Annotated in this window: 17 protein-coding genes; 7 read left to right on the top strand and 10 right to left on the bottom strand. The window is 75.2% G+C overall.

The window, feature by feature from the left end; all coding sequences use genetic code 11:
• The first annotated feature begins 331 nt into the window (after positions 1-331).
• Positions 332-1,045 carry a TNT domain-containing protein gene (locus ACIPYS_RS30295; protein WP_400752047.1) on the top strand — a complete coding sequence of 238 codons (714 nt, stop codon included), beginning with the start codon at positions 332-334 and terminating at the stop codon, positions 1,043-1,045.
• Positions 1,046-1,094: 49 nt separating this feature from the next.
• Here the strand turns inward: ACIPYS_RS30295 and ACIPYS_RS30290 are convergent, their stop codons facing one another.
• The 7 genes from ACIPYS_RS30290 to ACIPYS_RS30260 all read right to left on the bottom strand — a co-directional run bounded on the left by ACIPYS_RS30290 (position 1,095) and on the right by ACIPYS_RS30260 (position 11,445).
• Positions 1,095-5,780: an SAV_2336 N-terminal domain-related protein gene (locus ACIPYS_RS30290; RefSeq protein ID WP_400752044.1), complete on the bottom strand. Its 4,686-nt coding sequence runs from the start codon at positions 5,778-5,780 to the stop codon at positions 1,095-1,097.
• 6 nt (positions 5,781-5,786) lie between these two features.
• Complete coding sequence (locus ACIPYS_RS30285; protein ID WP_400752041.1) at positions 5,787-6,890, bottom strand: AAA family ATPase; 1,104 nt, start codon at positions 6,888-6,890, stop codon at positions 5,787-5,789.
• 41 nt (positions 6,891-6,931) lie between these two features.
• Positions 6,932-8,365: a hypothetical protein gene (locus ACIPYS_RS30280; RefSeq protein WP_400752038.1), complete on the bottom strand. Its 1,434-nt coding sequence runs from the start codon at positions 8,363-8,365 to the stop codon at positions 6,932-6,934.
• A 76-nt stretch (positions 8,366-8,441) separates the two neighbouring features.
• Positions 8,442-9,431 carry a trypsin-like peptidase domain-containing protein gene (locus ACIPYS_RS30275; protein ID WP_400752035.1) on the bottom strand — a complete coding sequence of 330 codons (990 nt, stop codon included), beginning with the start codon at positions 9,429-9,431 and terminating at the stop codon, positions 8,442-8,444.
• A complete protein-coding gene (locus ACIPYS_RS30270) occupies positions 9,428-9,946 on the bottom strand; it encodes a CU044_2847 family protein (RefSeq protein WP_400752032.1) in 519 nt (172 codons plus the stop codon). Before ACIPYS_RS30270 ends, ACIPYS_RS30275 begins: the two co-directional genes overlap by 4 nt.
• Before the next feature lie 124 nt (positions 9,947-10,070).
• Complete coding sequence (locus tag ACIPYS_RS30265; protein WP_400752029.1) at positions 10,071-10,904, bottom strand: alpha/beta hydrolase; 834 nt, start codon at positions 10,902-10,904, stop codon at positions 10,071-10,073.
• A gap of 166 nt (positions 10,905-11,070) precedes the next feature.
• Entirely contained in the window at positions 11,071-11,445 is a 375-nt protein-coding gene (locus ACIPYS_RS30260) for a DUF6401 family natural product biosynthesis protein (protein ID WP_400752026.1), read from the bottom strand.
• A 173-nt stretch (positions 11,446-11,618) separates the two neighbouring features.
• On the opposite strand from ACIPYS_RS30260, the gene ACIPYS_RS30255 reads away from it, so the two are divergent.
• From ACIPYS_RS30255 to ACIPYS_RS30235, 5 genes are all read left to right on the top strand, one after another.
• Positions 11,619-12,545 (top strand): LLM class F420-dependent oxidoreductase, encoded by a 927-nt coding sequence (locus tag ACIPYS_RS30255; protein ID WP_400752023.1) that lies wholly within the window; start codon positions 11,619-11,621, stop codon positions 12,543-12,545.
• Positions 12,546-12,840: 295 nt separating this feature from the next.
• Positions 12,841-13,620 (top strand): AAA family ATPase, encoded by a 780-nt coding sequence (locus ACIPYS_RS30250; RefSeq protein WP_400752020.1) that lies wholly within the window; start codon positions 12,841-12,843, stop codon positions 13,618-13,620.
• Between the two features lie 309 nt (positions 13,621-13,929).
• Positions 13,930-14,943: a zinc metalloprotease gene (locus ACIPYS_RS30245; RefSeq protein ID WP_093859051.1), complete on the top strand. Its 1,014-nt coding sequence runs from the start codon at positions 13,930-13,932 to the stop codon at positions 14,941-14,943.
• A gap of 203 nt (positions 14,944-15,146) precedes the next feature.
• Positions 15,147-15,617 (top strand): universal stress protein, encoded by a 471-nt coding sequence (locus tag ACIPYS_RS30240; RefSeq protein WP_093859050.1) that lies wholly within the window; start codon positions 15,147-15,149, stop codon positions 15,615-15,617.
• 48 nt (positions 15,618-15,665) lie between these two features.
• On the top strand, positions 15,666-16,538 hold the full coding sequence (locus ACIPYS_RS30235) for a DNA-formamidopyrimidine glycosylase family protein (protein WP_400752015.1): 873 nt from the start codon (positions 15,666-15,668) through the stop codon (positions 16,536-16,538).
• Between the two features lie 96 nt (positions 16,539-16,634).
• On the opposite strand, the gene ACIPYS_RS30230 is transcribed toward ACIPYS_RS30235, so the two are convergent.
• From ACIPYS_RS30230 to ACIPYS_RS30220, 3 genes are all read right to left on the bottom strand, one after another.
• Positions 16,635-17,270, bottom strand: a complete 636-nt coding sequence (locus ACIPYS_RS30230; RefSeq protein WP_093859048.1) for a uridine kinase — start codon at positions 17,268-17,270, stop codon at positions 16,635-16,637.
• 70 nt (positions 17,271-17,340) lie between these two features.
• Positions 17,341-18,633, bottom strand: coding sequence for a PQQ-binding-like beta-propeller repeat protein (locus ACIPYS_RS30225; protein ID WP_400752012.1), 1,293 nt, complete (start codon positions 18,631-18,633; stop codon positions 17,341-17,343).
• Between the two features lie 64 nt (positions 18,634-18,697).
• The gene (locus tag ACIPYS_RS30220) at positions 18,698-19,072 is read right to left on the bottom strand and encodes a DUF4326 domain-containing protein (protein WP_400752009.1); all 375 of its coding nucleotides are present in this window, start codon (positions 19,070-19,072) and stop codon (positions 18,698-18,700) included.
• Positions 19,073-19,282: 210 nt separating this feature from the next.
• Between ACIPYS_RS30220 and ACIPYS_RS30215 the strand changes: the two genes are divergently transcribed.
• Positions 19,283-21,769 carry a SpoIIE family protein phosphatase gene (locus tag ACIPYS_RS30215; RefSeq protein ID WP_400752006.1) on the top strand — a complete coding sequence of 829 codons (2,487 nt, stop codon included), beginning with the start codon at positions 19,283-19,285 and terminating at the stop codon, positions 21,767-21,769.
• Positions 21,770-21,854 lie beyond the last annotated feature (85 nt).

Below are 21,854 nucleotides of genomic sequence, written 5' to 3'. Positions count from 1 at the left end.
TCCTCGCCTGGTGGCGGGCCCTTCCCGCGCACTTCCCGGCTCAACACGCATGAGCACCTGAATATTTCTCCTCATGAAGTATTTGTCGGCGGCGGTCCCGGCCTCGGCCCGGGGGCCGGGTCAATCGCCCCGTTCGTCGGCCGAATTGGCGCGCGCCCCCGCCGCCCCCGCTGTTCGGGTGAACGGGGCCGGGGTGGGTGTTTTGTCCATGAATCGACGGGTTCGGTCCGTGTAGCTTCCGGTGCCGATCAGTCCCTTCCACGCCGCCGGGCGTCCCTGCGTGCCCGGCGGCGCACCTCGCCTCTCCGACCTCCCCGGAGGACACACCCCGATGCGTTCCCGCCGTCTCGCCGCCCTGTCCCTGGCGGCCGCCCTGCTGCTGACCGGCGCCGCCGCCACCCAGAGCGCCGCCGCCGCCACGACCCGGCCCGCCGACGTCCAGGCCGACCCGACCGACTGCCCCAGCGAGCAGTACCGGCCGACCCCCGAGGACAAGAAGAACTTCTACTGCGGCTTCAAGGAGCTCGGCCCCCGGCACCTGCCCACCGGGGTCGCGAAGCTGCTGAAGAACTACGACCGCTTCGGCGGTCTGACGCCGCAGCAGTTCCTCTCCTGGTACCGCGACGGCCTCGACTGGAAGTACCCCGCCCAGGACGGTTTCCGCGACGTCAACGGCACCATCGACCGGACCACCGTCGAGATCCCCACCGGCACCAAGCTCGACCGCTTCGGGCTCTACTACGGCCGCTACCTCTCCCGGACCGGTACGTCCTTCCCCGAGCGCGCGCTCCCGCCGGACAGCCTCAACCCGGTGGTGGAGGACGGCAAGGAGGTCGACAGCTACCACTGCTACGGCGTGAAGCTGCCCTTCAAGGTCGAACAGGGCGGCATCGCCTCCGGCTTCGCCCAGCCCGGCAGGGGCATCCAGCAGTACCTGAACGAGAAGCTGAAGCCCGTCGAGTTCGGCACCGACGCGTACAACGTGAAGAGCCTGCTGGACCGGAAGTACCTGGAGGCGCTGCCCGACTCCGTCTGCCTCGCCTGACACCCGCGCGACCACGGGCCCGCCCCCACCACCACCGGTGGGGGCGGGCTCACGACTCGATGGTCCGGCCCGCCGTCGGATGGGAGAGGATCAGACCGAGGAGCTGGGGATCACCGTTGTACAGATAGGCGGCCTTCTCGGCCGGCGGCTCCGCACCGTCGACCAGCATCAGGTCGAATCGCATGGTGATGTCCGTGCCGAACTGCTCGGTGAGCATGTCGAACACCGGCCGGGAGACGGCGACGGCCGCGACGGGCCGGTGGCGGTCGTAGCGGTCCCCGGTGATCCTGAGCCTCAACTGTTCGGCTCCGGGCAGGTGTTCGGGGTGGTCGCCGTGCAGGACGGACGCGGCGATCGGGGTTCGCGGCCGGTCGTCGGGGGCGAGCCGCTTGATCCGGTCCCAGAGGTCGAGGAAGGCGCGCCCGGCCGTGGCCAGGGGATCGCCCGGTTCGAAGAACGTGAGCAGCAGCTCGGCCCCGAACCCGGGCGAGGGCCGGGAGAGCGCGCTCTCGATGGTCGAGGCGCGCTGGACCTCGCCGAGGATCCGCTCCAGGAGGAGGACCGACGCCTCGTCGGCGTCCGGGAGCTGAACGGCCAGGTAGAGCTGGTTGGTCCGGGTCTCCTCCCTGGAGAAGATCCGGAAGACCCGGTCGAGTTCTGCCCGACCCTCGGCGGGCAGGTCCGAGGGCCGGATCCGGGCCTCGTCCAGGGCCTGGACGAGGGCGCGCAGGAACCAGTCGGCAATCGTGCTGCCGCCCGGGCGGTGGTCGATCGCCCGCATGCTCTCGGCGATGGCGGTCAGGTCGCCGAACCGCCGGTCGCCGATGAGGATCCGCAGCAGGGGACGGGTGAACGCGAAGGCTGCGTCGAGGTCGCCGTGCTCCGCCGCGTACGCGGCCAGCGCGACCAGGATCGGCCGCTCGGCCTCCAGCCAGGCCCGGGCCTGCTCGGGACGGCGGAAGCGGACGGTGTCCCGGCGGTCCCCGGACGCCGCGGCCTCCGCCTCCACCCGGTAGCGGACCAGCAGCCGGTCGAACGCGCCCGCCCGGTCGTCGGCGTCGGCGTTGGCCTCGCCCCGGCTGAGGGAGTAGAGCCGGAGCAGCGGGGGGAACCGCCAGTGGTCCTGGGTGGGGCCGGGTTCCGCCAGGTGGGCCCGGGCCAGCGCCGCCATCAGCTGCTCCGCCGCCGAGAGGTCGAGATTCGCCACGCCTGCGGCGACGTCGGTGGACAACTCGGGGTACGGGTACACGGAGAGCAGGCGGAACAACCGGCCCTCGCTGCTCGACAGATTCAGGTACGACTCGGTGAAGGCGACCCGCAGGCTCCGCTCGCCGTGACCGAGCCCGTCGAGCCGGAGGCCGGGGTCACTCAGCTCCTGGACCAGGGCGGCCACCGGCAGGGCCGGCCGATCGGCCAGCCGGTCGACGCAGATCGTCAGCGCCAGCGGCAGGCCGTCGCACAGCTCGGCCAGGGCCAGCCACGGACCGCGCGGGCCGGAGACGCGCCCGTCACCGAGCAGGGATGCCTGTACCCCGTTCTGCAGGAGCTGGACGGAATCCTCCGGGGGCATCGCCCGCAGTTCGAGCCGGACGGCGTCGATCGGCTGCGAATGGCGGGAAGTGACGAGGACGGTGACCGGAGCGTCGGGCGGGAGGTACGGCGCGGGGTCGACGTGCGGAGGCGAATTGTCGAGCACCAGCAGGAGTGGTCCGGCCTCCGTGCCCAGTTGTGTGAGAACGGTCCGGAGGAGGGCGAACCGGTCGTGCGGGTCCGGCGGTACGATCTCACCCGGAACGCACAGGGCGCGCAGCAGGACACCCGGAGACAGCGCGGAGCCGTTCGGATGCTCGCGCAGGTCGAAGTAGAGCGCTCCACCGGGGTACCAGCCGTTCTCCAGGGCGGTGCCGGCGGCTTGGCGGACGAGCTCGGACTTCCCCGTGCCGGGGGCACCGGTGACGACAGCGGTGCGGGTCGGGGGCACTCCGGGTTCGACGGGTGTCAGGAACGACAGCAGCTCGGCGAGGGCCTCGGCGCGGCCGGTGAACGCGGGGGACGGCACGGGGGGGACCCCGGAGCTTGTCGTGGTGCCCGGAATCGGCAGGCGCAACGTCACGGGCAGGCCCTGGACCGTGGCGTGGACGACGACCCGGTTGCTGCTCGTCCGGGTCGGCGGCGGCGGATCGGTCGCGGCGGTCAGGGCGCGCGCCAGTTCCGAGTCGAGGTCCGTCTCGGCGAGAACGTTCGGCAGGTGCGGCAGACGCTGCGCCAACCCGCGCAGGGCCGTGGCCTGAGCGGAGTCGTCGGGGTCGTACGTGGGGCCCAGCCGTGCGACCAGCTCCTCCAGCACCTCGTCGGTGTCGAGGCGTCCGAGTTCGACGACAGGGGCGTCCGGGTCCGGCCAGGCATCGGCGCTGTCGGTGGTGACGAGCACGCAGCCCCGCCCGAGGGGAGGGAACATATTGAGCGGGTGCTCGGAGCCGCCGGTCCATTCGTCGTGGTAGTTGTCGAGGACGACGAGCCAGTCCCGGTGCCGCGCCAGCAGTTCCCGCAGCTGAACGGGGGTGACCGGCTCGTCGAGGCCGGCGAGGGCGGTCCGGAGCTGGACGAGCCCGCGCTCCAGCGAGCCGCGCGAGGTCGCGTCGATCCAGTGGGTGAAGCTGTGGCGCCCGCCGTATGCCCGGACGTACTCCTGGACCAGTCGGCGGCGTCCCATGCCGGCGTCGCCGACGACCACCACCACGGCAGGCCGCTCGAGCGTTCCGGACGCCGGCCGGTCGGGGTCGAAGGCGGCTGCCAGGGCGGCGAGTTCGCGCCTCCGTCCGATCATCCTCGGCGGTTCCGGCGGGCTCAGTGGCGGGCGGACCGGGTTCAGCTTCTCGGTCCGCAGCGGTGGCGGCACCGGCCCCGACTCGGCCGGCCGGCTGTGGGCTGTCAGTGTCACCGCCTCCGCCAGTCGCGCGGCCAGTGCGGCGTGCTGGCCGCCCGCGCTTGCGAGGACCGTCACCGCCACCTCGGCGAACGGCAGGCTCCGTGCCGACAGCCGCACCTCGCCGTCGTCCTGCCCGCCGTCGTCGACCGCGCCGACCAGGCGGGCGACGGCGCGGAAGTCGCGGGTGCCGCCGAAGGTCGCCGCGACCCGGCCGGACACCTTGGTGAGCACGTGCTTCAGTACGTCGACGGCCTCGGTGCGGGTCAGCTCGGCGAGCAGTTCCTCCCGCACGCCGTCCCGGAAGTCGTAGACCTGCTCGTCCGGGTCGGTGGCCGTTCCGTCCAGGGGTGCGATCAGCCCCGAGAGGAACAGCTCGGCCAGATCGGTCTGCCCGGACTCCGGCACGGTGGCCCGTTGGACCAGCCGCATCACCGGCAGGCTCAGCGGCGCCGCCGCCAGGTGGCAGGCCAGCCGGTAGGCGTTCGGCGAGCTGCCCGCCCGGAACCGGGCGACGCGTTCGGCGGGCGTGGCCGGGTCGTTGGCGGGGCCGGTCGGGCGCTGCGGGCGCGGCACGCCGGCGATCGGCGCGGCGAGCATCGGCGTCCACCCGGAGGTGCGGCCGGCGGTCAGGTCGGCCCACGGGGTGATCCAGTCGGCGTCGACCTCCATCACCGGCAGCCAGCGGACGGCCGCCCTGAGTTCGGCGCCGGGGCTGCCGGGCGGTATGCCGGGCAGGGCGGCGTCCGAGCGGAAGGCCGGGACGGGCCGGCTCGCCACGGAGGCGCGTGCGGCGACGAGGGCGGTGCGCAGCGCCGTCCGGTGCCAGAGCCGCCGGGGCAGCACCTGGAGCGCCGCCGCGGGCCGGGCGGCGGCGACACCGGCGAGGAACTTCGGCAGTTCCTTCCCGTACCAGGCCGGGCCGACGCCGTCGGTGAGGACGAGCAGGATCCGCCGGTCGGTGGGGTCGTTGAGCGGCCGGGACCAGTCGGTCCTGGCGGCGGCGGGCGCCCCCGGGCGGCGGCGGTGGAACGGTGTCAGGGTGGGGACCGGCCGGTCGGTGTCGAGCGCCCAGCACCGCACGTCGGCGAAGGCGCCGTGCCGCTCCAGCAGGGTGCTCAGCTCGCCGGCCAACCGGTGCCAGACGGCCATCGTGGCGCCGGTGTCCACCAGCAGGTCGACCGAGAAGCGCGGTTGCTGTGCGGGCCGCCAGACCGGGAGCAGGATGCCGGTCTCGGCGGTGGCCTCGGCCGTCGCCTCCTCGTCGAGGGTGGCCCGGCCGGGGGCGTCGACCGCGCGGCGCAGCGGGCGCAGGGCCCGGGCCAGCGCGAGGCCGCCGTCCAGGGCGGCGGGCTGGGTGACCTGGACGACATGGCCGCCGGACCGGTCGGTGCCGGCGGGCTCGTCGGTCTCGGGGGTCCCGGAGCGGTGGTGCAGCGCGGCGTGCGGTCGCAGGGGCGGTGGGACGGCGGTGTCCGGTCCTGGTCGGTCGGCGCTCGGCGGGTACGGCGGCGGAGGTGGTACGGCGACTGCGGGTGTTCGGTCGGTCGGGGTCGGTACGGCGTGCCGGGGCGGCGAGGACTGCCACGGCACGCCGGTCGACGTCGGCCGGGCACCGGCGGGCCGTGGTGCCGTGGAGGGTCGCGGCACGGAGGGCGTCGTCGGCGGGTCCAGAAGTCCGGCAAGTCCCGCGATCCACAGGACGTCCGCGAGGTCCTGCGGCAGCGGGCCGCCGTCCTCCGGCCGGAGCAGCCCGGCGAGCGCCTCCGTCAGCCCCTCGGCCGGCCCGCCCGGCGACGCCGAAGCCATCTCCGCTCAGCTCTCGTTGAGCGGACGGAGCAGGACGTCCCGCACGGCTTCCCGACCCTGCTGGTCGGCCCTGAGCACGCGTCCGGCCATCAGCAGGGCGTTCAGGAGCTGGTCGTTGGCCAGCTCCGCCCCGTCCTGTCGCTGCCGGCGGAGGAACTCGGCGATCAGATCCGTGGTCTCCGCTGCTGCCGCTGCCTCCTCGCCCAGGTGGGCGGCGACCATCGCGGCCAGCCGTTGCTCGTCCGGCGCCCGGATCTCCAGCCGGACGCAGCGCCGGAGCAGCGCGCTCGGGAAGTCCCGCTCGCCGTTGCTGGTGAGCACGACCAGCGGGAACTGCGCGCAGCGCACCACACCGCCGCGCACCACCGCCGTCCGGCCGTGGTCGGCCGTCCCGACCTCCTGCGGGCCCGGGCCGAGTCGCAGCAGCTCGGGGATCTCGAACTCGCCCTCCTCGAAGACGTTCAGCAGGTCGTTGGGCAGGTCGATGTCGCTCTTGTCGATCTCGTCGATCAGCAGCACCCGCGGTGTCCGCCACGGCAGCAGGGCCGTCCCGAGCGGGCCCAGCCGCAGGAACCTGCCGATGGCGGGTGACCGGCGCTCGTCCGGTTCGGCCGCCTCCTGCCGCCCGATCCGCGGGTCGTGCTGCAGCTCGTACCCGGGGTCGTCGCGCCGGTCGCGCTCCCGCGACAGCCCGGCCTCGTGCAGCCGCCCGATCGCGTCGTAGCTGTACAGCCCGTCGCGCAGGCTGGTTCGGCTGCTGATCGACCAGCGCAGCACCGGGCCCAGGCGCAGTTCGTGGGCGACGGCATAGGCGAGGGTCGACTTGCCGACACCCGGTTTGCCGGTGATCAGGAGCGGGCGGCGCAGGTGCAGGGCGAGGTTGACCAGCCGGACCTCCTGCTCGTCCGCCTGGTACGCGGCCGCCTGCCGGATCCGGCCGAGCCGACGGGCGGTGGAAGCCGCCGCGGAGTCCTCCGGGGGCGGTCCCGGCAGGAGCGAGGGATCGGCGTCGGGGGCGCCGAAGGCGCGCCAGGGGGGTGCCGGCGGGAGCCCGGCGATCCCGTCGTGGGGGACGCCGGTGCCCCGGTAGATCCACCAGTCCTCGGCCATGAATGCTCCTGACTCGTCGCTTGTCGCCGTGGGGTTCGCGGTCATCCGACGATCCCGGGGAAGGAGTAGTCCTGATCGGGGTCCACGCAGTCCGGGTCGTCCCAGAGCAGCGTGACGGTGTGTTCCGGGTCCGGGTCCGGGCCGCCGACCTCCTGCCGGTACTGGTGGACGACATCGGGCAGTTCGGCCAGCCGGGTGCTCTTGTGCTCGCTGAGGGCCGCGACCAGCGGGTCCGGGTCGCCGGAGACCCGGCGCCAGATCAGGACGGGGATCCCGCCGTAGTACATCGCGTTGTCCACCGCGTACTGGACCTCGGGGTCGAGCTGCTCGTACGGGACCGTCAGGCCCAGACAGGCCAGGCTCCTTCTGCCGGCCAGCCAGCTGAGCAGCCCTCTGGCGCTCGTCCGGTCGAGCGAAGGCCATTCGATCCGTTTGAGGACCTCGTTGGAGTCGGCGCCGTGGGTCTGGAGGTTGGCCCAGCGCTGCCGCCAGAGCGCGAGGCCGAGGTGGGGCTCGCAGTACCGTTCGAGTTGCCGGACCACCACCGGGTGGAACTCGCCCAGGGGCCTGCGGGTCACGCCGGTGGACCAGAGCTCGGCGGTGTAGCCGAGGATGGAGCGCGGCAGCAGGAACTCGATCCGGACCGGGTCGGGGGTGCGGAGCGCCAGATTCAGCTCCTTCCACGCGACCAGCCGTGCGCCACCCGCCCTGAGCAGCTCGCTCCTGGTGAACGCCTGGTCGTCCTGGTGGCTGCCGACCCGCCGGAAAGGTCCGCCCGTCAGGGGCTGGCGGTAGTAGGAGACGTGCAGTCGGTACCGGGTGTCGCCGGTGTGGACGGGGCCCTCCTCGTCCAGCCGGACCTGGACGATCAGCCGTTCGCCGGGGACCGCCGCCGCGGCGGCGGGCGCCCGGTCGGCGTGGGCGGCGAGGAACCGGCGCAGGGCCGGGAGCGGGTGCTGTCGGGTGACCTCGGGGTTGTCGCCGAGCGAGCGGAGGAAAGCGACCAGCGGCCCGAGCGGGTCGTCGTCGATCCGGTTGACGAGGAGGTCCAGGATCGCCGGCAGGGTCATCGACGCCGTGTCGCGCTCCCGTAGCCCCGGGATGTCCTCCGGCAGGTGGTGGGCCGGCCTGGCCGGTGCCGTGATCGCGTGCAACTCGCCGATCACCGTCAGCAGTTCACCGCTGGGAAGCTCGTCGCCGCGGTTCAGGAGCCGCCGGGTGAGCTCCAGCCAGTCCCGTGCGCCGTCGTTCCGCGCCAGCTCCTCCAGCGCCTCGGCGAGGGCGTCCAGCGCGGCCCACGGATCCCGGAAGGCGCGGATCGCCCGGAGTATCTCGCGGACGTGCGGTCGCGGGGTGTAGTCCTCGCGGATGTCGCCCTGGATGCCGCGGGCCTTCGCCGACGCGCCCATGGTTGCCAGGACGTCCTGGCGGAAGGTGAGTTGGAGCATCGTCCGGAAGCCGAGGAGGATCTCCACGAGAACGTCCTCCGCCCCCTCCGGCCATGGCCCCCGGTCGCCGGCCGGGGGCACGAAGGGTGTCGCGTGCATCCGGCTAGCCGTCCTCCCGCTCGCCGAGGGCGCGCCCGACCACGGCGTCGAGTGCGTCGAGCGCGCCGTCGTCCGGGGCGAGTTCGGCCATCGCGGTCCGCAGGGCCCGCAGGGCCGCCCGGCCGTCGCGGAAGCTGCGGCAGGCGCGCACGATCTGGTGCAGATGGGTGCGGCGGTCGGGGCGTTCCTCGGCCTCGAAGGAGTGTGTCAGGCCGAGGTGCACGCCCATGGTGTCGAGCAGGTCGTAGCGGCCGTCGGCGCGGCGCAGCAGCTCGAAGGCCATCAGGGCGTCGACCAGCTCGCCGTTCCCGGGCGGCGCGGGCGGCGCCGGCGGCGGGCCGGGCAGGACGACGCCCGCTGTACCCAGCAGCGCGGTCAGCGCGCCCACCGGGGTGTACCAGCCGCCCGCGTCCAGCTGGAAGGCGCGGCTGCCCTTGAGCACACCTCGCACCAGGCCGTCACCGTCGACCAGCATGCTGCCGCTGTGGCCCTCGCGGATGCCGTCGCCGCGCACCCCGAGGTACCGGTCCGCGAGGCCGACGACCCGCAGTCGCAGGGTGTCCGGCCGGACGCCGGGGCTCGGGGTGTGGGTGGAGTACCCGAGCGCGGTCAGGACGGTGTCCGGTTCGGCCTCGGCGGCCGCGAGCCGGGCCACCGGGTGGTCGGTCCAGTCGGGGACGCCGAGCAGGGCGAGGTCGGGGAAGGGGTGGTGACCCTTGCCGTGGCCCCTGTTGTCGCCCCTGTCGTCGCCCCCGTCGGCCTCGGGGGCCAGCCGGATCCGGTCGGCGGGGACGGCGCGCTCGCCGGACGAGTGGCGGACGCCCACCGGTGCCGCCGCGCGCACCGCCCGGGCCACCACGTGCGCGGAGGTGACGGCGAGACCCGGTGCCACCAGGAAGCCGCTGCCGCCGAAGTCGCCCGCGACGGTGATCACGACGGTGCTGCGGCGCAGCGCCTCGGTCGTGGCGAGGCCGGGCCGTGCGGGTACGGTCACTCGGCGTCGGCCGCTCTGGGGGCCGGGGCGCTCGGGCTGTCGGAGGCGTTCTGTGCGGCCGGGGTCACTGCGGCCGGGGTCACTGGGGCCGGAGTCACTGCGGCCGCCGCGGCCGCCTGCTGCCGACGGCGCTCGGCGAGGTCCCAGGAGAGGCGGACGGTGAGTCCGGCCTCGCTGCCGGCCTCGGCGATGACACCGAGCAACTGGCCAGACTTGACCGCCAGTTTGAGGCCGAACTCGACCTCGAAGGTGTCGGGGGAGCCGGCGTCCCCCTGCGCGATGCTCTCCGCCGCCCAGCGGCCGACGCCCTGGACGGTGCTGCGCACCTGGTCCAGCGTCAGTGCCACGGCCGAACCGAGCTGCCCGGCGGCCCGTCGGCCCCCGCCCCAACCGGCGTCGCCGGAGTCCGCCCAGACGTCCGAAGGCGTTTCCGGCTGCTGGAAGTTCACCTCACCGATCACCTCGGCCCGGACGGTCGTGCCGTCCCCGAGATCGATCGTCACCGTTTCGGCCATGCGCGTCCGCCCCCTTGGAGATCCGCCCCCCGACGGTCCCTCACCATACCGGCGTCCTCGCACCGTGTGGCTCGGACGACCAAGTAGGTTCTGCGGTGGGGGAGTCCGGGGTGGGCGGGGGTGGTCAGGCGTCCGTGGGGAGGGGTCTGGCCGGGTGGCCGGCCGGAGCGGCGGTGCGGGGTTGGGCGGGGAGGGGGAGGTCGAGGGCGTCGGTGGAACGGGACGGGAGGGTCAGCGCGGCCGCGGCCTCGGGCGGGAGGTCGCGCAGGCCGAGGAGGCCGGCGGACAGGCGGGCGGTGGCGCGGTGCCAGTCGTTGATCCGCCGCATCAGGGTGTGGCCGGTGCCGAGGACGGTGTAGCCGCAGACCCGGGCCCCGGCGGCGCGGCTCCGGGCGGCGAAGGCGCGGGTGGCGGCGGGGGAGGTGATCCGGTCGAGGTCGCCGTGCAGCATCAGGACGTCGCGGTCGGCGAGCTGCTCGCAGGGGTCGTCGGCGGGGCACCACGGGGCGAGGGCGACGACGCCGGTGACGACGGGGTGTCCGGCGGTCCGGAGCGCGGCGCGGCCGCCCATGGAGTGACCGACCAGGACGGTGGGGACGGGGCCCAGTTCCTCGGCGAGGTCGTCGAGGGCGGCGATCGCGTCCTTGGCGGCGTCGGCCCGCTCGCCGTTCCAGCCCCGGTGGCGGTAGCGGACGGTGCCGACGGCGACCCCGGCGCCCTCGGTCTCCCGGCGCAGCGCGTGCACGAACCCGGCCATCCGCAGGCCGGCCAGGTTGACCGGGCCCGGACGGGAGAGGCCGTGCTCCTGGCCGCCGTGCAGGACCAGCACCGCGGCGCCGGGCCGCTCGGGCAGCGCACGCCAGACCAGCGCCCGGTGCCCGCCGGCGCCGGTGCTGTTGCCGGAGCCGTCGCCGGGGGTACCGATGCCGCCCTTGCCGCCCGTCCTGATCCCGCTCACGCTGTCCCGTTCCCGCCCGCCGTCCGGGCCGTGCCGCGGACGGCCGTCGTGCCGTGTGGACCGCCACTGTACGCACGGGGCGCCGGGGTGTTCCTAGCCGTTCTCCATATTCCTCCCCGGCCGACGGGCGCCGGCGGTCCCGCGGGGCGGGACCGGAGCCGGCCGGTCAGGCCGGGAGCAGGCCGTTCTGCCGGACCAGCCAGCAGATCGCGGTCAGCCGGTGCACCGCGAAGTCGTACCCGACCGGCTCGCGCCAGCCGATCTCCGCGAGCCGGTCCAGGAAGCCGCGCGCGTAGTCGGACAGTTCCGCACGGTTCAGCCGCCGCGGCTGCAGCGTCGGCCCCTGCGCGTACAGCAGCTCGCGCAGCTCGGCGGCGTGCTGGTCGACCGCCGCGACGAGGCAGGGCTCGAAGGCCAGCTCGGCCAGCCGGGGGCCGAAGGCGGCGACGATTCCGGGCAGCGGACAGTCCTCCGGCCGGGAGTACGGGGCGGCGGAGTCGGCGGGGAGGCGCCGGGGCGGCTCGTCGGGCGTGGCGGACATCCGTCCACGGTAGGCGAGCGCGGCGCCGGGGCAGGAGGCCCGGGGAGGAGACCTTGGCCACCCCGGGCGCTCCTCCCGGCCGACCGCCGCCCGGCCCGCCGGGCACCGGGCCGACGCCGCCGCTTCCCCGGTTCCGGCGTGGGGGCGGGGCGGTCTGCACCAGAATGGCCGGTATGGATCTTCGAATCTTCACCGAACCCCAGCAGGGCGCGAGCTACGACACCCTGCTCCGGGTGGCCAGGACCGCCGAGGAGCTGGGGGTCTTCAGCGCCTTCTTCCGCTCCGACCACTACCTGAGGATGGGGGGCGTCAGCGGCCTGCCCGGTCCGACCGACGCCTGGATCACCCTGGCCGGCCTGGCCCGCGAGACCAGCACGATCCGCCTCGGCACCCTGATGACCGCCGCCACCTTCCGGCTGCCCGGTGTGCTGGCGATCCAGGTCGCCCAGGTCGACGCGATGAGCGGCGGCCGGGTCGAGTTCGGCCTCGGCGCGGGCTGGTACGAGGAGGAGCACAGCGCCTACGGGATCCCGTTCCCGAAGGAGAAGTTCGGCCGGCTGGAGGAGCAGCTGGAGATCATCACCGGTCTCTGGAGCACCGCCGTGGGCGAGACCTTCGACTTCGCCGGCACCTACTACGAGCTGAGCGAATCGCCCGCGCTGCCCAAGCCGGCGCAGGCGAGGATCCCGGTCCTGGTCGGCGGCAAGGGGCCGACCCGCACCCCGGCGCTGGCCGCCCGGTTCGCGGACGAGTTCAATCTGCCGTTCGTGTCCGTGGCGGAGTCGCAGGCGCAGTTCGGCCGGGTCCGGACGGCCGTCGAGCGGGCCGGCCGCCGGGCCGACGACCTGGTGTACTCCAACGCCCTGGTCGCCTGCGTCGGGCGGGACGACGCCGAGGTGGCCCGCCGGGCCGCCGTGCTCGGCCGCGACATCGACGAGCTGAAGGCCAACGGCCTCGCCGGCACCCCGGACGAGGTGGTGGAGCGGATCGGCCGCTACGCCGCCGTCGGCAGCGAGCGGATCTACCTGCAGATCCTGGACCTGGACGACCTCGACCACCTGGAGCTGATCGCCTCCCGGATCGCCCCGCAGCTCGGCTGAGGCGGCTCCGGCCGGGACCCGGGCGGCCCCGGCCGGGCGGCCCGCCCGTTCCCGCGCGCGTTCCCGTTCCGCACCCGTCCCCGCTCGCGCCCCCGGCCCCGCTCGCGCTCGCGCCGCCGGCCCCGTGCTCGCCGCTGTGACGCTCCCGGAGCGCTTCTGTGACGATCCTGGAGCGATAAGGGCTCGGCCCGGACCCGGTCTGACCATTAGTCTTTACTCTCTCTTGAAGGGGGAAAACTCCTCGGGAGGAGGGGCCGGGACCACCCGGACCGGTGGGGAAGCAGGGGGAGTGCCGATGTCGGACGTACAGGTCTTCGGGGCGGCCCGTGACCGGGCGGCGGCTCGCGACCGGGCCGCGGCCCGTGACCGGGCGGCGACGCGCGACCGGGCGACGCGTGACCTGCCGGCCCGCGACCGGGCGGCCCGCACGGTGCCGCGCCCGGGCTGCCGGGAGCTCGCGGCGGAGCCGTCGGCCGGTGTGCTGCGCCCGCGCGGCCTCCAGGACCTGCGGTCCGGTCGGCGGCCGGGGGCCGCGCCGAGCGCCCTGCACTATCCGGCGGGCGACCTGCTGGTGGTCTCCGGACTGCCGGGCAGCGGCAAGAGCACGCTCATGCGCCGCTGCGTGCGCACGCCGATCGTGGACTCGCAGTTGGTCCGCGAGGAGTACGCGTCCCGGCTGCCGTCCTGGCTGCCGTACGCCCTGTACCGCCCGCTGGTCCGTCTGGCGCACTACCGGCGGCTGCGGCGCGCGGTGCTGGCCGGCGGGCCGCTCACCGTGCACGACTGCGGGGCGGTGCCGTACGTGCGGCAGTGGCTGGCGCGGACCGCCGAGCGGCAGGGGCGCCGGGTGCACCTGGTCCTGCTGGACGCCAGTGCCGAGGAGGCCCGCGACGGTCAGCGCGCGCGGGGCCAGGCCGTCTCCGCGTACGCGTTCGCCCGGCACCGGGACGCCGCGCACCGGCTGCGCCGGCGCCTCGCCGGGACGGGCCGGCCGCCGGCCGGCTGTGCGTCGGCCGTGGTACTCGACCGGGCCGGTGCGCGTGCCCTGCGGGAGATCGTCTTCGCGGCGTCGTAGTCTCGCCGGAGGCGGTCAGGGGCGCCCGGTTCATCCCGTTCGTCCCGTTCCGCCGGTGGCGCGCCGCGCCGCGGGGCAGACGGGGTGTCACGTTTCGGACAGACCGGGGCCGGTACTGTGCGCATGCGCGCGACGGGAAATGCTCCATGTGCGGTGCCGTTCGACCGCTCAAACTTCCGGTTTATGTCCGATTTGCCGTCAGAAGTTCCAGGCCGGAACATGTCTGACGCGTACACGCGGCTCTGCGTAGCCTGTGGCTCGGCGGCCCCCCTCAACCGCCGTCCCCCACCACCCCCCTCAGGAGCGCAGATGCGTCGTTCCGCCCGTGTTCCCTCGCGTGCCACCGGCAGATTCCTCGGCGCGGCCGCCGTCGCCGCCGCCCTCGGGCTCACCCAGTTCGCGGCCCCCGCCGCGTTCAGCACCGCCAGCGCGGCCGCCAAGGCCCCGACCTCCACCGAGTGCAGCACCGGCGAAGCGGCCCAGGACGCCGCGGCCCGCAAGCCCGCCGGACACCCCGCCGGCCAGGAGCCCAACGCCGTCACCGAGGCCCAGGCCAAGGCGATGGACAGCGACCTCCAGGGCCGGCTGGCCCAGCTCGCGCACTCCGCGCAGGGCAACACCCTGCTCGCGCCCGGCGAACTGGCCGCCACCACGACCATTCCGGTGTACGTGCACGTCGTCCACTCGGGCACCACCGGCAAGCTGTCGGCGGCCACCGTCACCAAGCAGATCGACGTCCTCAACGCCGCCTACAGCGGTCAGGGCACGGGCAACACCGCGAGCCAGTTCCGGTTCCAGCTGGTGGCCACCGACTACACCGACAACTCCAGCTGGTACAACGGCGTCAGCCCGGGCTCCAGCGCCGAGAAGGCGATGAAGACCAAGCTGCGCAAGGGCGCGGCCAACGCCCTCAACCTCTACACCGCCAAGCTCGGCCAGTCGCTGCTCGGCTGGGCGACGTTCCCCAGCTCCTACCGCTCCAACCCGACCGACGACGGTGTGGTCATCCTCGACTCCTCGTTCCCCGGCGGCTCCGCCACCAACTACAACGAGGGCGACACCGCCACCCACGAGGTCGGCCACTGGCTCGGGCTCTACCACACCTTCCAGGGCGGCTGCTCCGGCCAGGGCGACTACGTGGCCGACACCCCGGCCGAGCAGAGCGCGGCCTACCAGTGCCCGGCCGGCCGGGACACCTGCACGGCGACCGGTGTCGACCCGATCCACAACTTCATGGACTACACCTACGACTCCTGCATGACCCAGTTCACTCCGGGACAGGTTGCCCGGATGGCCAACTCCTGGGCTGCATACCGGGCCTGATGGCCCATCGGTCCGTATGTGCGGGCCGTACCCGAGACGCTGGCGGGTGCGTGGCGACGACGCCGCGCACCCGCCAGTACCAGTTCGGGGGCACGACACGGGTCTCGCGGGCCCCGGCGCGGCCATGAGCGGCCGAATGTTCCGGTTGATCTAAGTTTGACGGCATATCAGCAGGTCGAATCCGTCGAGCAAGGAGCAGCGGCATGGCCAACAGCGCCAACCCCAGGATCGTCGTCGGCGTGGACGGTTCGCCCGCCTCGGAGCAGGCCCTGCGCTGGGCGGTCGACTACGCCCGGATGGCCGGCGGCACCGTCCACGCCGTGGCCGCCTGGGAGTACCCGGCGTTCTACGGCTTCGGCGGGGCGAGCGTGCCCTCGCCCGAGTTCAACCCCGAGGAACTCGCCGGCCGGATCCTCTCCGAGACCGTGACCGGGATCGCCGGAGCGCGGCCCGAGGTGCCCGTCGTCGAATCGGTCCTGCCGGGCAACGCCGCCCAGGCCCTGCTGGAGGCCTCCGGCGCCGCCGCGCTGCTGGTGGTCGGCAGCCGCGGCCGGGGCGGATTCGCCGGTGCCCTGCTCGGCTCGGTCAGCCGGCACGTCACCGAGCACGCCACCTGCCCGGTGGTCGTGGTCCGTCACGGCGTGGCCGGCGGCACGGGCGGCGACGCCGGGTGACCGGAGGGCGGTGGCGCGCCCGGCCGTCCCACCGGGGAGGATGGACCCGTGCCCGAAGGTGACTCCGTCTTCCGCGTGGCGGCCCGGCTGCGCGCCGTCCTCGCCGGCCAGGTGCTGACCGCCGCCGAACTGCGGGTGCCCGCCCACGCCACCGCGGTGCTCGTCGGGCGCCGGGTGCTGGAGGTCGTCCCCCGCGGCAAGCACCTGCTCATCCGCACGGCGGACGTCGCGGTTCCCGACGGCGTCACCCGCCCCGGAAGCGGCCTCACCCTCCACACCCACCTGCGGATGGACGGCCGCTGGACGGTGTTCGCGCCCGGCGAGCGCTGGACCGGCGGTCCGGCCGCCCAGATCCGCGTCGTCCTCGGCACCGCCCTCGGCACTGCCGTCGGCTACCGGCTGCCCGTCGTCGAACTGCTGCGCACCGCCGACGAACAGCGGGTGGTCGGCCACCTCGGACCCGACCTGCTCGGGCCGGACTGGGACCGGGCCGAGGCGGTCCGCCGACTCGGCGCGGATCCCGGCCGGCCGCTCGGCGAGGCCCTGCTCGACCAACGGAACCTCGCCGGTATCGGCAATGTGTACGCCAACGAGCTCTGCTACCTGGCCGGGGTCACCCCGTGGACACCGGTCGGCGAGCTCCCGGACCTCGACCGGCTGGCGGCCCGCGCCCACCTGCTGCTGGACGCCAACCGGCTGCGCCCGGGCCACATCACCACGGGGGACACCCGGCACGGCCGGGGGCACTGGGTCTACGGCCGGGCGGGCCGCCCCTGTGCCCGCTGCGGTACTCAGGTCCTGACGGCCCAGCACGGCGCCCCGCCGCAGGACCGCCCGGCGTACTGGTGCCCGTACTGCCAGCGCGGCCCTGCCCCGCCGGGCCGGGGCCCGGCCCCGCGCGGTCGGGGCATCCGCCGCTGAGGCCCCGGCCACCGGCGACCCGGCCACCGGCGACCCGGGGACAGGAGGCGGGGGACGGGAGTCGGGGGACGAGGGGCAGCGGACAGGGGACCGGCCTCAGGGCAGCTCGACCAGGGCGGGGTGGCGGGGGTCGTCGACGCGGACGGTCAGGTCGGCGGCCTCGGTCGGGACCGTCTCCGTCGCGTAGCGCGCGAAGGCGGGCAGGGTCCAGCGTTCCTCCGGCGCGGTCCGGCGTTCCAGGGCGGCGGGGGAGAGGGCCAGGTGCACCGTCAGCTCCAGCGGGAGCCAGCGGCCGAGCAGCAGCGCGCCGTCCAGCAGCAGGACGCCGCCGGGCGGCAGCTCGGTGTAGGGGGCGCGGGTGGCGCGGTCGGTCACCGGGTCCCGCAGCGACGGGAGCACCCGGCCGCTGCCGCCCGGCTCCAGCGGGTCCAGGACCTCGCGCAGCAGTGCCCCGTCGTCGAGCCACAGGTCGTGGTAGGCGTCCGCGTCCTGCTTGCCGTACTCCAGCCGGACCGAGGCCGGGCGGAGGAAGCCGGCCGCCGGCACCCGCAGCGTCGGCAGGCCGCGCAGCCGCAGCGGTTCGACCAGCGCGTCCGCGAGTTCCCCGGGCCGGGCGGCCGGGGCGCCGTCCACGGCCACCCGGAGGCGGCGGTCGCCGGCCCCCGGCAGGGCGGCGATCCGGTCGGCGAGCAGTTCGACGAGGCGGTCGGGCGAGATCGGTCGAATCGGCACGGCGTCATCCTGCGGTCGGGGAGCCGGAGGGCCCGCGGGGTCGGCGTTCGTCGTCGAAGGGCACGGTCGTTCAGGGGACGGGCAGCTCGCCCAGGCAGTACAGGGTGGTGTCGTGGCCCGCGTAGAGCCGGGTGCCGTCGCTGGCGACCGACCAGACGTCGACGCCCGGACCGGTGTCGGCGAAGATCGTGGACTGCCGGCCGTTCTCGGCCTCGACGACGAGGACGCCGGAGGCGGCCGGGCCCGGTACGAGCAGACCGGAGCTGAGCAGCAGCGGCCGGCAGCGGCGGTCCAGCCGGAACGGCAGCTGGCACTGCCAGGCCTGCTCGCCGCTCCCCGCCTCGTGCGCGGTGATCAGCCCGTTGTCGCGCGGCACGTACACCCGGTAGTCGTCGCTGAGCGGCGGCAGCGCGCGCCACTGCTCGCCCGGGGCCGGGCTCACCGACCAGCTCCGGCTGCCGTCCGCCAGGTGCAGGGCCCGCACCCCGCCGTCGGAGCCCGGGAGGAAGAGGTGCCGCTGGTCCAGAGCGGTCCAGGAGGGACCGGACCCGGCCGCGGACCAGATCCGCTGCCCGGTGGTGCCGTCCAGCAGCGAGATCCCGGCGGCCGGGTCGGCGTCCCAGGTGAGGAGCCGACCGGCGCCGGTGTCCAGCACGGCGAGAGCGCTCTCGCCGCGCTCGGCGGCCGGGCGGGACCAGCGCAGGCCGCGACCCGTGGCGTCCAGGCCGAACAGGGAACCGCGGAGGTCGGTCCGGGAGCCGACCCTGCCGTACACCAGCTCCCCGTCGCAGCCGTAGAGGTCGATCCGCTCGCCCAGCTCGGGCGGCAGCGGCTGGCTCCAGCCGGCCGCCGGGCCGGTCAGCGCGCGGGCGTCCACATGGCCGGGCGAGGTGGTGAACAGCCGGCCGCCGCCGACGACCAGCGGCGCGTCGTCGGGCTGTCCCTGGGGGGCCGGCGCCTCCACCGTCCCGGTCACGGCGCCGGTCGCCGGGTCGAGCAGGCGCAGGCCGGTCCGGCTGACGTACGCGGGGGTGAACAGCCGGCCGCGCAGGCGCGCCGGGGTCATCGGCTCGGACCCCCGGTACACCCAGAGCGGTTCGGAACCGACCAGCTTGCTGGGCAGCGGCTGCGGCTTCGGTGTCTCGGTCGCGGAACCGCCCGCCCGCCGGGACACCCCCCAGACGGCGGCGCCCGCCGCCAGCACCCCGGCGCCGATCAGCAGCCGCCGCCGGCTCGGCCGGGGCCCGCCGCCGTCGTCACCGCCGCTCACCACGTCGGCCGGCGCGGTCGTCCCGCCCTCGTCCTCGCCGTCCCACCGCCAGGACGCCTCGCCCGCCGATCGGTCGGCCGGTGTGCTCCCCATACGTCGCCACTCGTCTTCCCCCGGGGCAGCCGTCGCGCTGCACTGTCCACGGAGAATACCCAAGTCACGGGCCCGGGCCGTCCCCGCGGGCGGCCCCGGCCCGGCCGGGGAGGCCGTGGTCGGCGAAGTCGGCCAGGACGTCCGCGTGGCAGGGCAGCGGGGCGCACCAGCAGGCGAGGCGGTGCCCGCGCAGCTCGGGGACGAGGGCGAGCAGGTCGGGGCGCGACAGCAGGTACGCCCGGTACTTCCGCAGCATCTCCTCGCGGGTCAGCCCGGGGCCCGGGCGGAACGGGCAGTGCAGCGGGGATTCGGCGAGGTGCCAGCCGCCGCGGTGCATCGCCCGGCCGACGTAGCGCACGTCGGCGAAGTCCGGGTCGTCAAGGTGGCCCTTCAGATTGACCACGGTGGTCGGGCCGGGGTCCGGGGTACGGGGTGCCATGGGCACGATGGTGGTGCCATCGGGGCCGACGGGCACCCCGGGGCCGGTCGGCACGCCGATGCCGACGGGAACCCCGGGGCCGGTGCGTGCGCCGGGGCCGGTGGGGTTCGTCTTGACAGCCCCTGGGGCCCGGCGTAGCAAGAGAGGATGCGCCAGGGTGTTCCGGCGGACCCGCCCGGTCCGCCTCCTCGCGACGGGGATGCCCGGGCGGTGCGCCCCGACCCGCACCGTCCAGTGGTCGGCGCTGCCCAGGACCCGCTGGGCCCGGAGCGCCGGGACCCCGCGCGGGAGCGGGAGGCCCTGCTGACCGCCGCCGTCCGGACGGTGCTCGGCGGTACCGACGCGCACGGCGCGACCGTCTACCTGCGGTCCCGCGACCGCCGCTCGCTGGTGCTGTGCGCGGTCGCGGGCGTGCCGCTGTCCGTGCTCGGCCCGTTCCGGCGGATCGCCGCCGCCGGCCCGCTGCCGACCGCGGTCAGCTACCGCACCGGCCGCACGGTCCTGCTCGCCGACACCGAGGACACCATGCGGCGCTTCCCGCAGCTCGCCGTCGGCCTGCCCTACGACTTCGCCTCCGCCAGCGTCCCGGTCCGGGCGGGCGAGGAGGTCTTCGGGGTGCTCGGCGTGCTCTGGGCCGCCTCGGACGACGGCGTGCCCGAGGGCGCGCGCCGGCACGTGCGCGCGGTCGCCGCCCGGCTGGCCGCGGGACTGGCCGGGCTGGAGGAGGCCGGCCACCCGGTCGAGCCGAACGGCGAGACCACGGTCGTCGAACTCACCCCGCCCTCCGCGCCGACCACCCGGGTCGGCCTCTTCGACTGGGACGTGGTGCTCGGCGAGGTCGCCGCCGACGACCAGTTCTGCGAGATCTTCGGGCTCGCCCCGGGCGACTTCGACGGCCGCGCCGAGAGCCTGGCCGCCCGGATCGCCCCCGGCGACCTGCCGGAATTCCGGGCCGCGGTGCGCGGAGCCCTCGACCGGGGGCGGGTGCTCGCCGCGCGGCTGCGGGTGCTGGACCGGGACGGCCACCCCTATCCCGTCGAACTCTGGGCCCGGGTGCCCCGCGACGGTCCCGGGCCGCGCGGGCGCCTGGTCGGCGCCGTGCTCGACACCCGCACCGGCACCGCCGCGGCCGCCGCCGTGGAGCGGCTGCGCGAGGGCGTCTTCTCGCTCGACCCGGACGGCCGGATCACCTACGCCAACCACAGCGTCGAGCTGCTGCTCCAGGCCCGGCGCGAGGACCTGGTCGGACACCACCCGTGGCAGGTGCTGTCCTGGCTGTCCGACCCGGTGTACGAGAACCGCTACCGGGCCGCCCTGCTCTCCCAGCAGCCCACCGCCTTCCTCGCCCGCCGGCCGCCGGACCACTGGCTGGCCTTCTCGCTGTATCCCGACGCGCACGGCGTCACCGGCCGGGTGGTCGCCGCCGACCCGCCGCCCGACGCCGCCGCCCCGGCCGCCGAACCCGCCGCGCCCGGCACCTGGACCGGCCTCGGCGTCATGTACCACCTGCTCCAGCTGGCCAGCGCGCTGAGCGAGGCGGTCACCGTCCGCGAGGTCTGCCGGGCGGTGGCCGACGAGATCCTCCCCGCCCTCGGCGGACAGGAGCTCGCCATCTACACGATCCGCGAGAAGCACCTGCACCTGGTCTCGCAGAGCGGCTACCCCGACGGCTTCCTCGACCGCTTCGAGGGCACCCCGGTCGGCGCCCGGGTGCCCGGGGCCGAAACGCTCAGCACCGGCACCCCGATCTTCTTCGAGAACGTCGGGCAGCTCGCCGCCGCCTACCCCGGACTGGCGCTGGACGACATGGGCGCCTGGGCGTTCCTGCCGCTGATCGCCTCCGGACACCCGGTCGGCAGCTGCATCCTCGGCTTCGACCGGCCCCGTCCCTTCACCCTGGAGGAGCGCGGCCTGCTCACCGCGCTGGCCGGCTTCATCGCCCAGGCCCTGGAGCGCGCCCGGCTGTACGACGCCGAGTTCACCCTCGCCCGGGGCCTCCAGCAGGCGCTGCTCCCGCACCGGCTGCCGCGCCTGGACGGGATCCGGATCGCGGCCCGCTACCTGCCCGGCACCCAGGGCATGGAGATCGGCGGCGACTGGTACGACGCCATCGTCACCGGGCGGGACCTCTGCCTGGTCATCGGCGACGTCGAGGGCCACAGCGTCGGTGCCGCCGCCACCATGGGCCAGCTGCGCAGCGCCGTGCGGGCCTTCGCCACCGGCGGCATTCCGCCGGACGAGGTGCTCGCCCGGACCAATCAGCTGCTGCTCGACCTCGATCCCGGACTGCTCGCCAGCTGCTGCCTGGTCCGCCTCACCCCGGGAGAGGGCACCGCCCTGCTCGCCCGGGCCGGCCACCTGCCGCCGGTGCTGCGCCACCCGGACGGGCGGGCCGAGGCGCTGGAGGTGCCCGGCGGGCCGCTGCTCGGTGTCGACCAGCACGCCGTGTACCCGGTCAGCGACCTGCGGCTGGAGCCGGGCTCGGTGCTCGCCCTGTACACCGACGGCCTGGTCGAGGACCCGGCGGTGGAGATCGACGCGGGGGTGGACCGGCTGCGGGCGGCGCTGGCGGGCCCGGAGGTCGGCCGGCTGATCGCGACCGCCGGGTTGGACGGCCTGGCCGACCGGGTGCTGCGGGAGGTCGGCTCCACGCACCGGGTCGACGACGTGGCGCTGATGCTCACCGGGTACCGCTGACTCCCGGCGCGGGTGCGCGGGTGCGTCGGTGTGCGGGGCCGGGCCGGGCCGTTCCGGTGCGGGTCGGGGCGGGGCGGGGTGGGCA

The organism is Kitasatospora sp. NPDC089913 (assembly GCF_044748625.1).
GTDB lineage: Bacteria > Actinomycetota > Actinomycetes > Streptomycetales > Streptomycetaceae > Kitasatospora.
This window is presented reverse-complemented; position numbering and strand designations above follow the sequence as displayed.

Coding starts and splice junctions, on each gene's coding strand:
- ACIPYS_RS30225 (WP_400752012.1), bottom strand. CDS start 18,633: ATGGGGAGCACACCGGCCGACCGATCGGCGGGCGAGGCGTCCTGGCGG.
- ACIPYS_RS30245 (WP_093859051.1), top strand. CDS start 13,930: ATGCGTCGTTCCGCCCGTGTTCCCTCGCGTGCCACCGGCAGATTCCTC.
- ACIPYS_RS30260 (WP_400752026.1), bottom strand. CDS start 11,445: ATGTCCGCCACGCCCGACGAGCCGCCCCGGCGCCTCCCCGCCGACTCC.
- ACIPYS_RS30250 (WP_400752020.1), top strand. CDS start 12,841: ATGTCGGACGTACAGGTCTTCGGGGCGGCCCGTGACCGGGCGGCGGCT.
- ACIPYS_RS30220 (WP_400752009.1), bottom strand. CDS start 19,072: ATGGCACCCCGTACCCCGGACCCCGGCCCGACCACCGTGGTCAATCTG.
- ACIPYS_RS30240 (WP_093859050.1), top strand. CDS start 15,147: ATGGCCAACAGCGCCAACCCCAGGATCGTCGTCGGCGTGGACGGTTCG.
- ACIPYS_RS30290 (WP_400752044.1), bottom strand. CDS start 5,780: ATGGCTTCGGCGTCGCCGGGCGGGCCGGCCGAGGGGCTGACGGAGGCG.
- ACIPYS_RS30295 (WP_400752047.1), top strand. CDS start 332: ATGCGTTCCCGCCGTCTCGCCGCCCTGTCCCTGGCGGCCGCCCTGCTG.
- ACIPYS_RS30285 (WP_400752041.1), bottom strand. CDS start 6,890: ATGGCCGAGGACTGGTGGATCTACCGGGGCACCGGCGTCCCCCACGAC.
- ACIPYS_RS30255 (WP_400752023.1), top strand. CDS start 11,619: ATGGATCTTCGAATCTTCACCGAACCCCAGCAGGGCGCGAGCTACGAC.
- ACIPYS_RS30270 (WP_400752032.1), bottom strand. CDS start 9,946: ATGGCCGAAACGGTGACGATCGATCTCGGGGACGGCACGACCGTCCGG.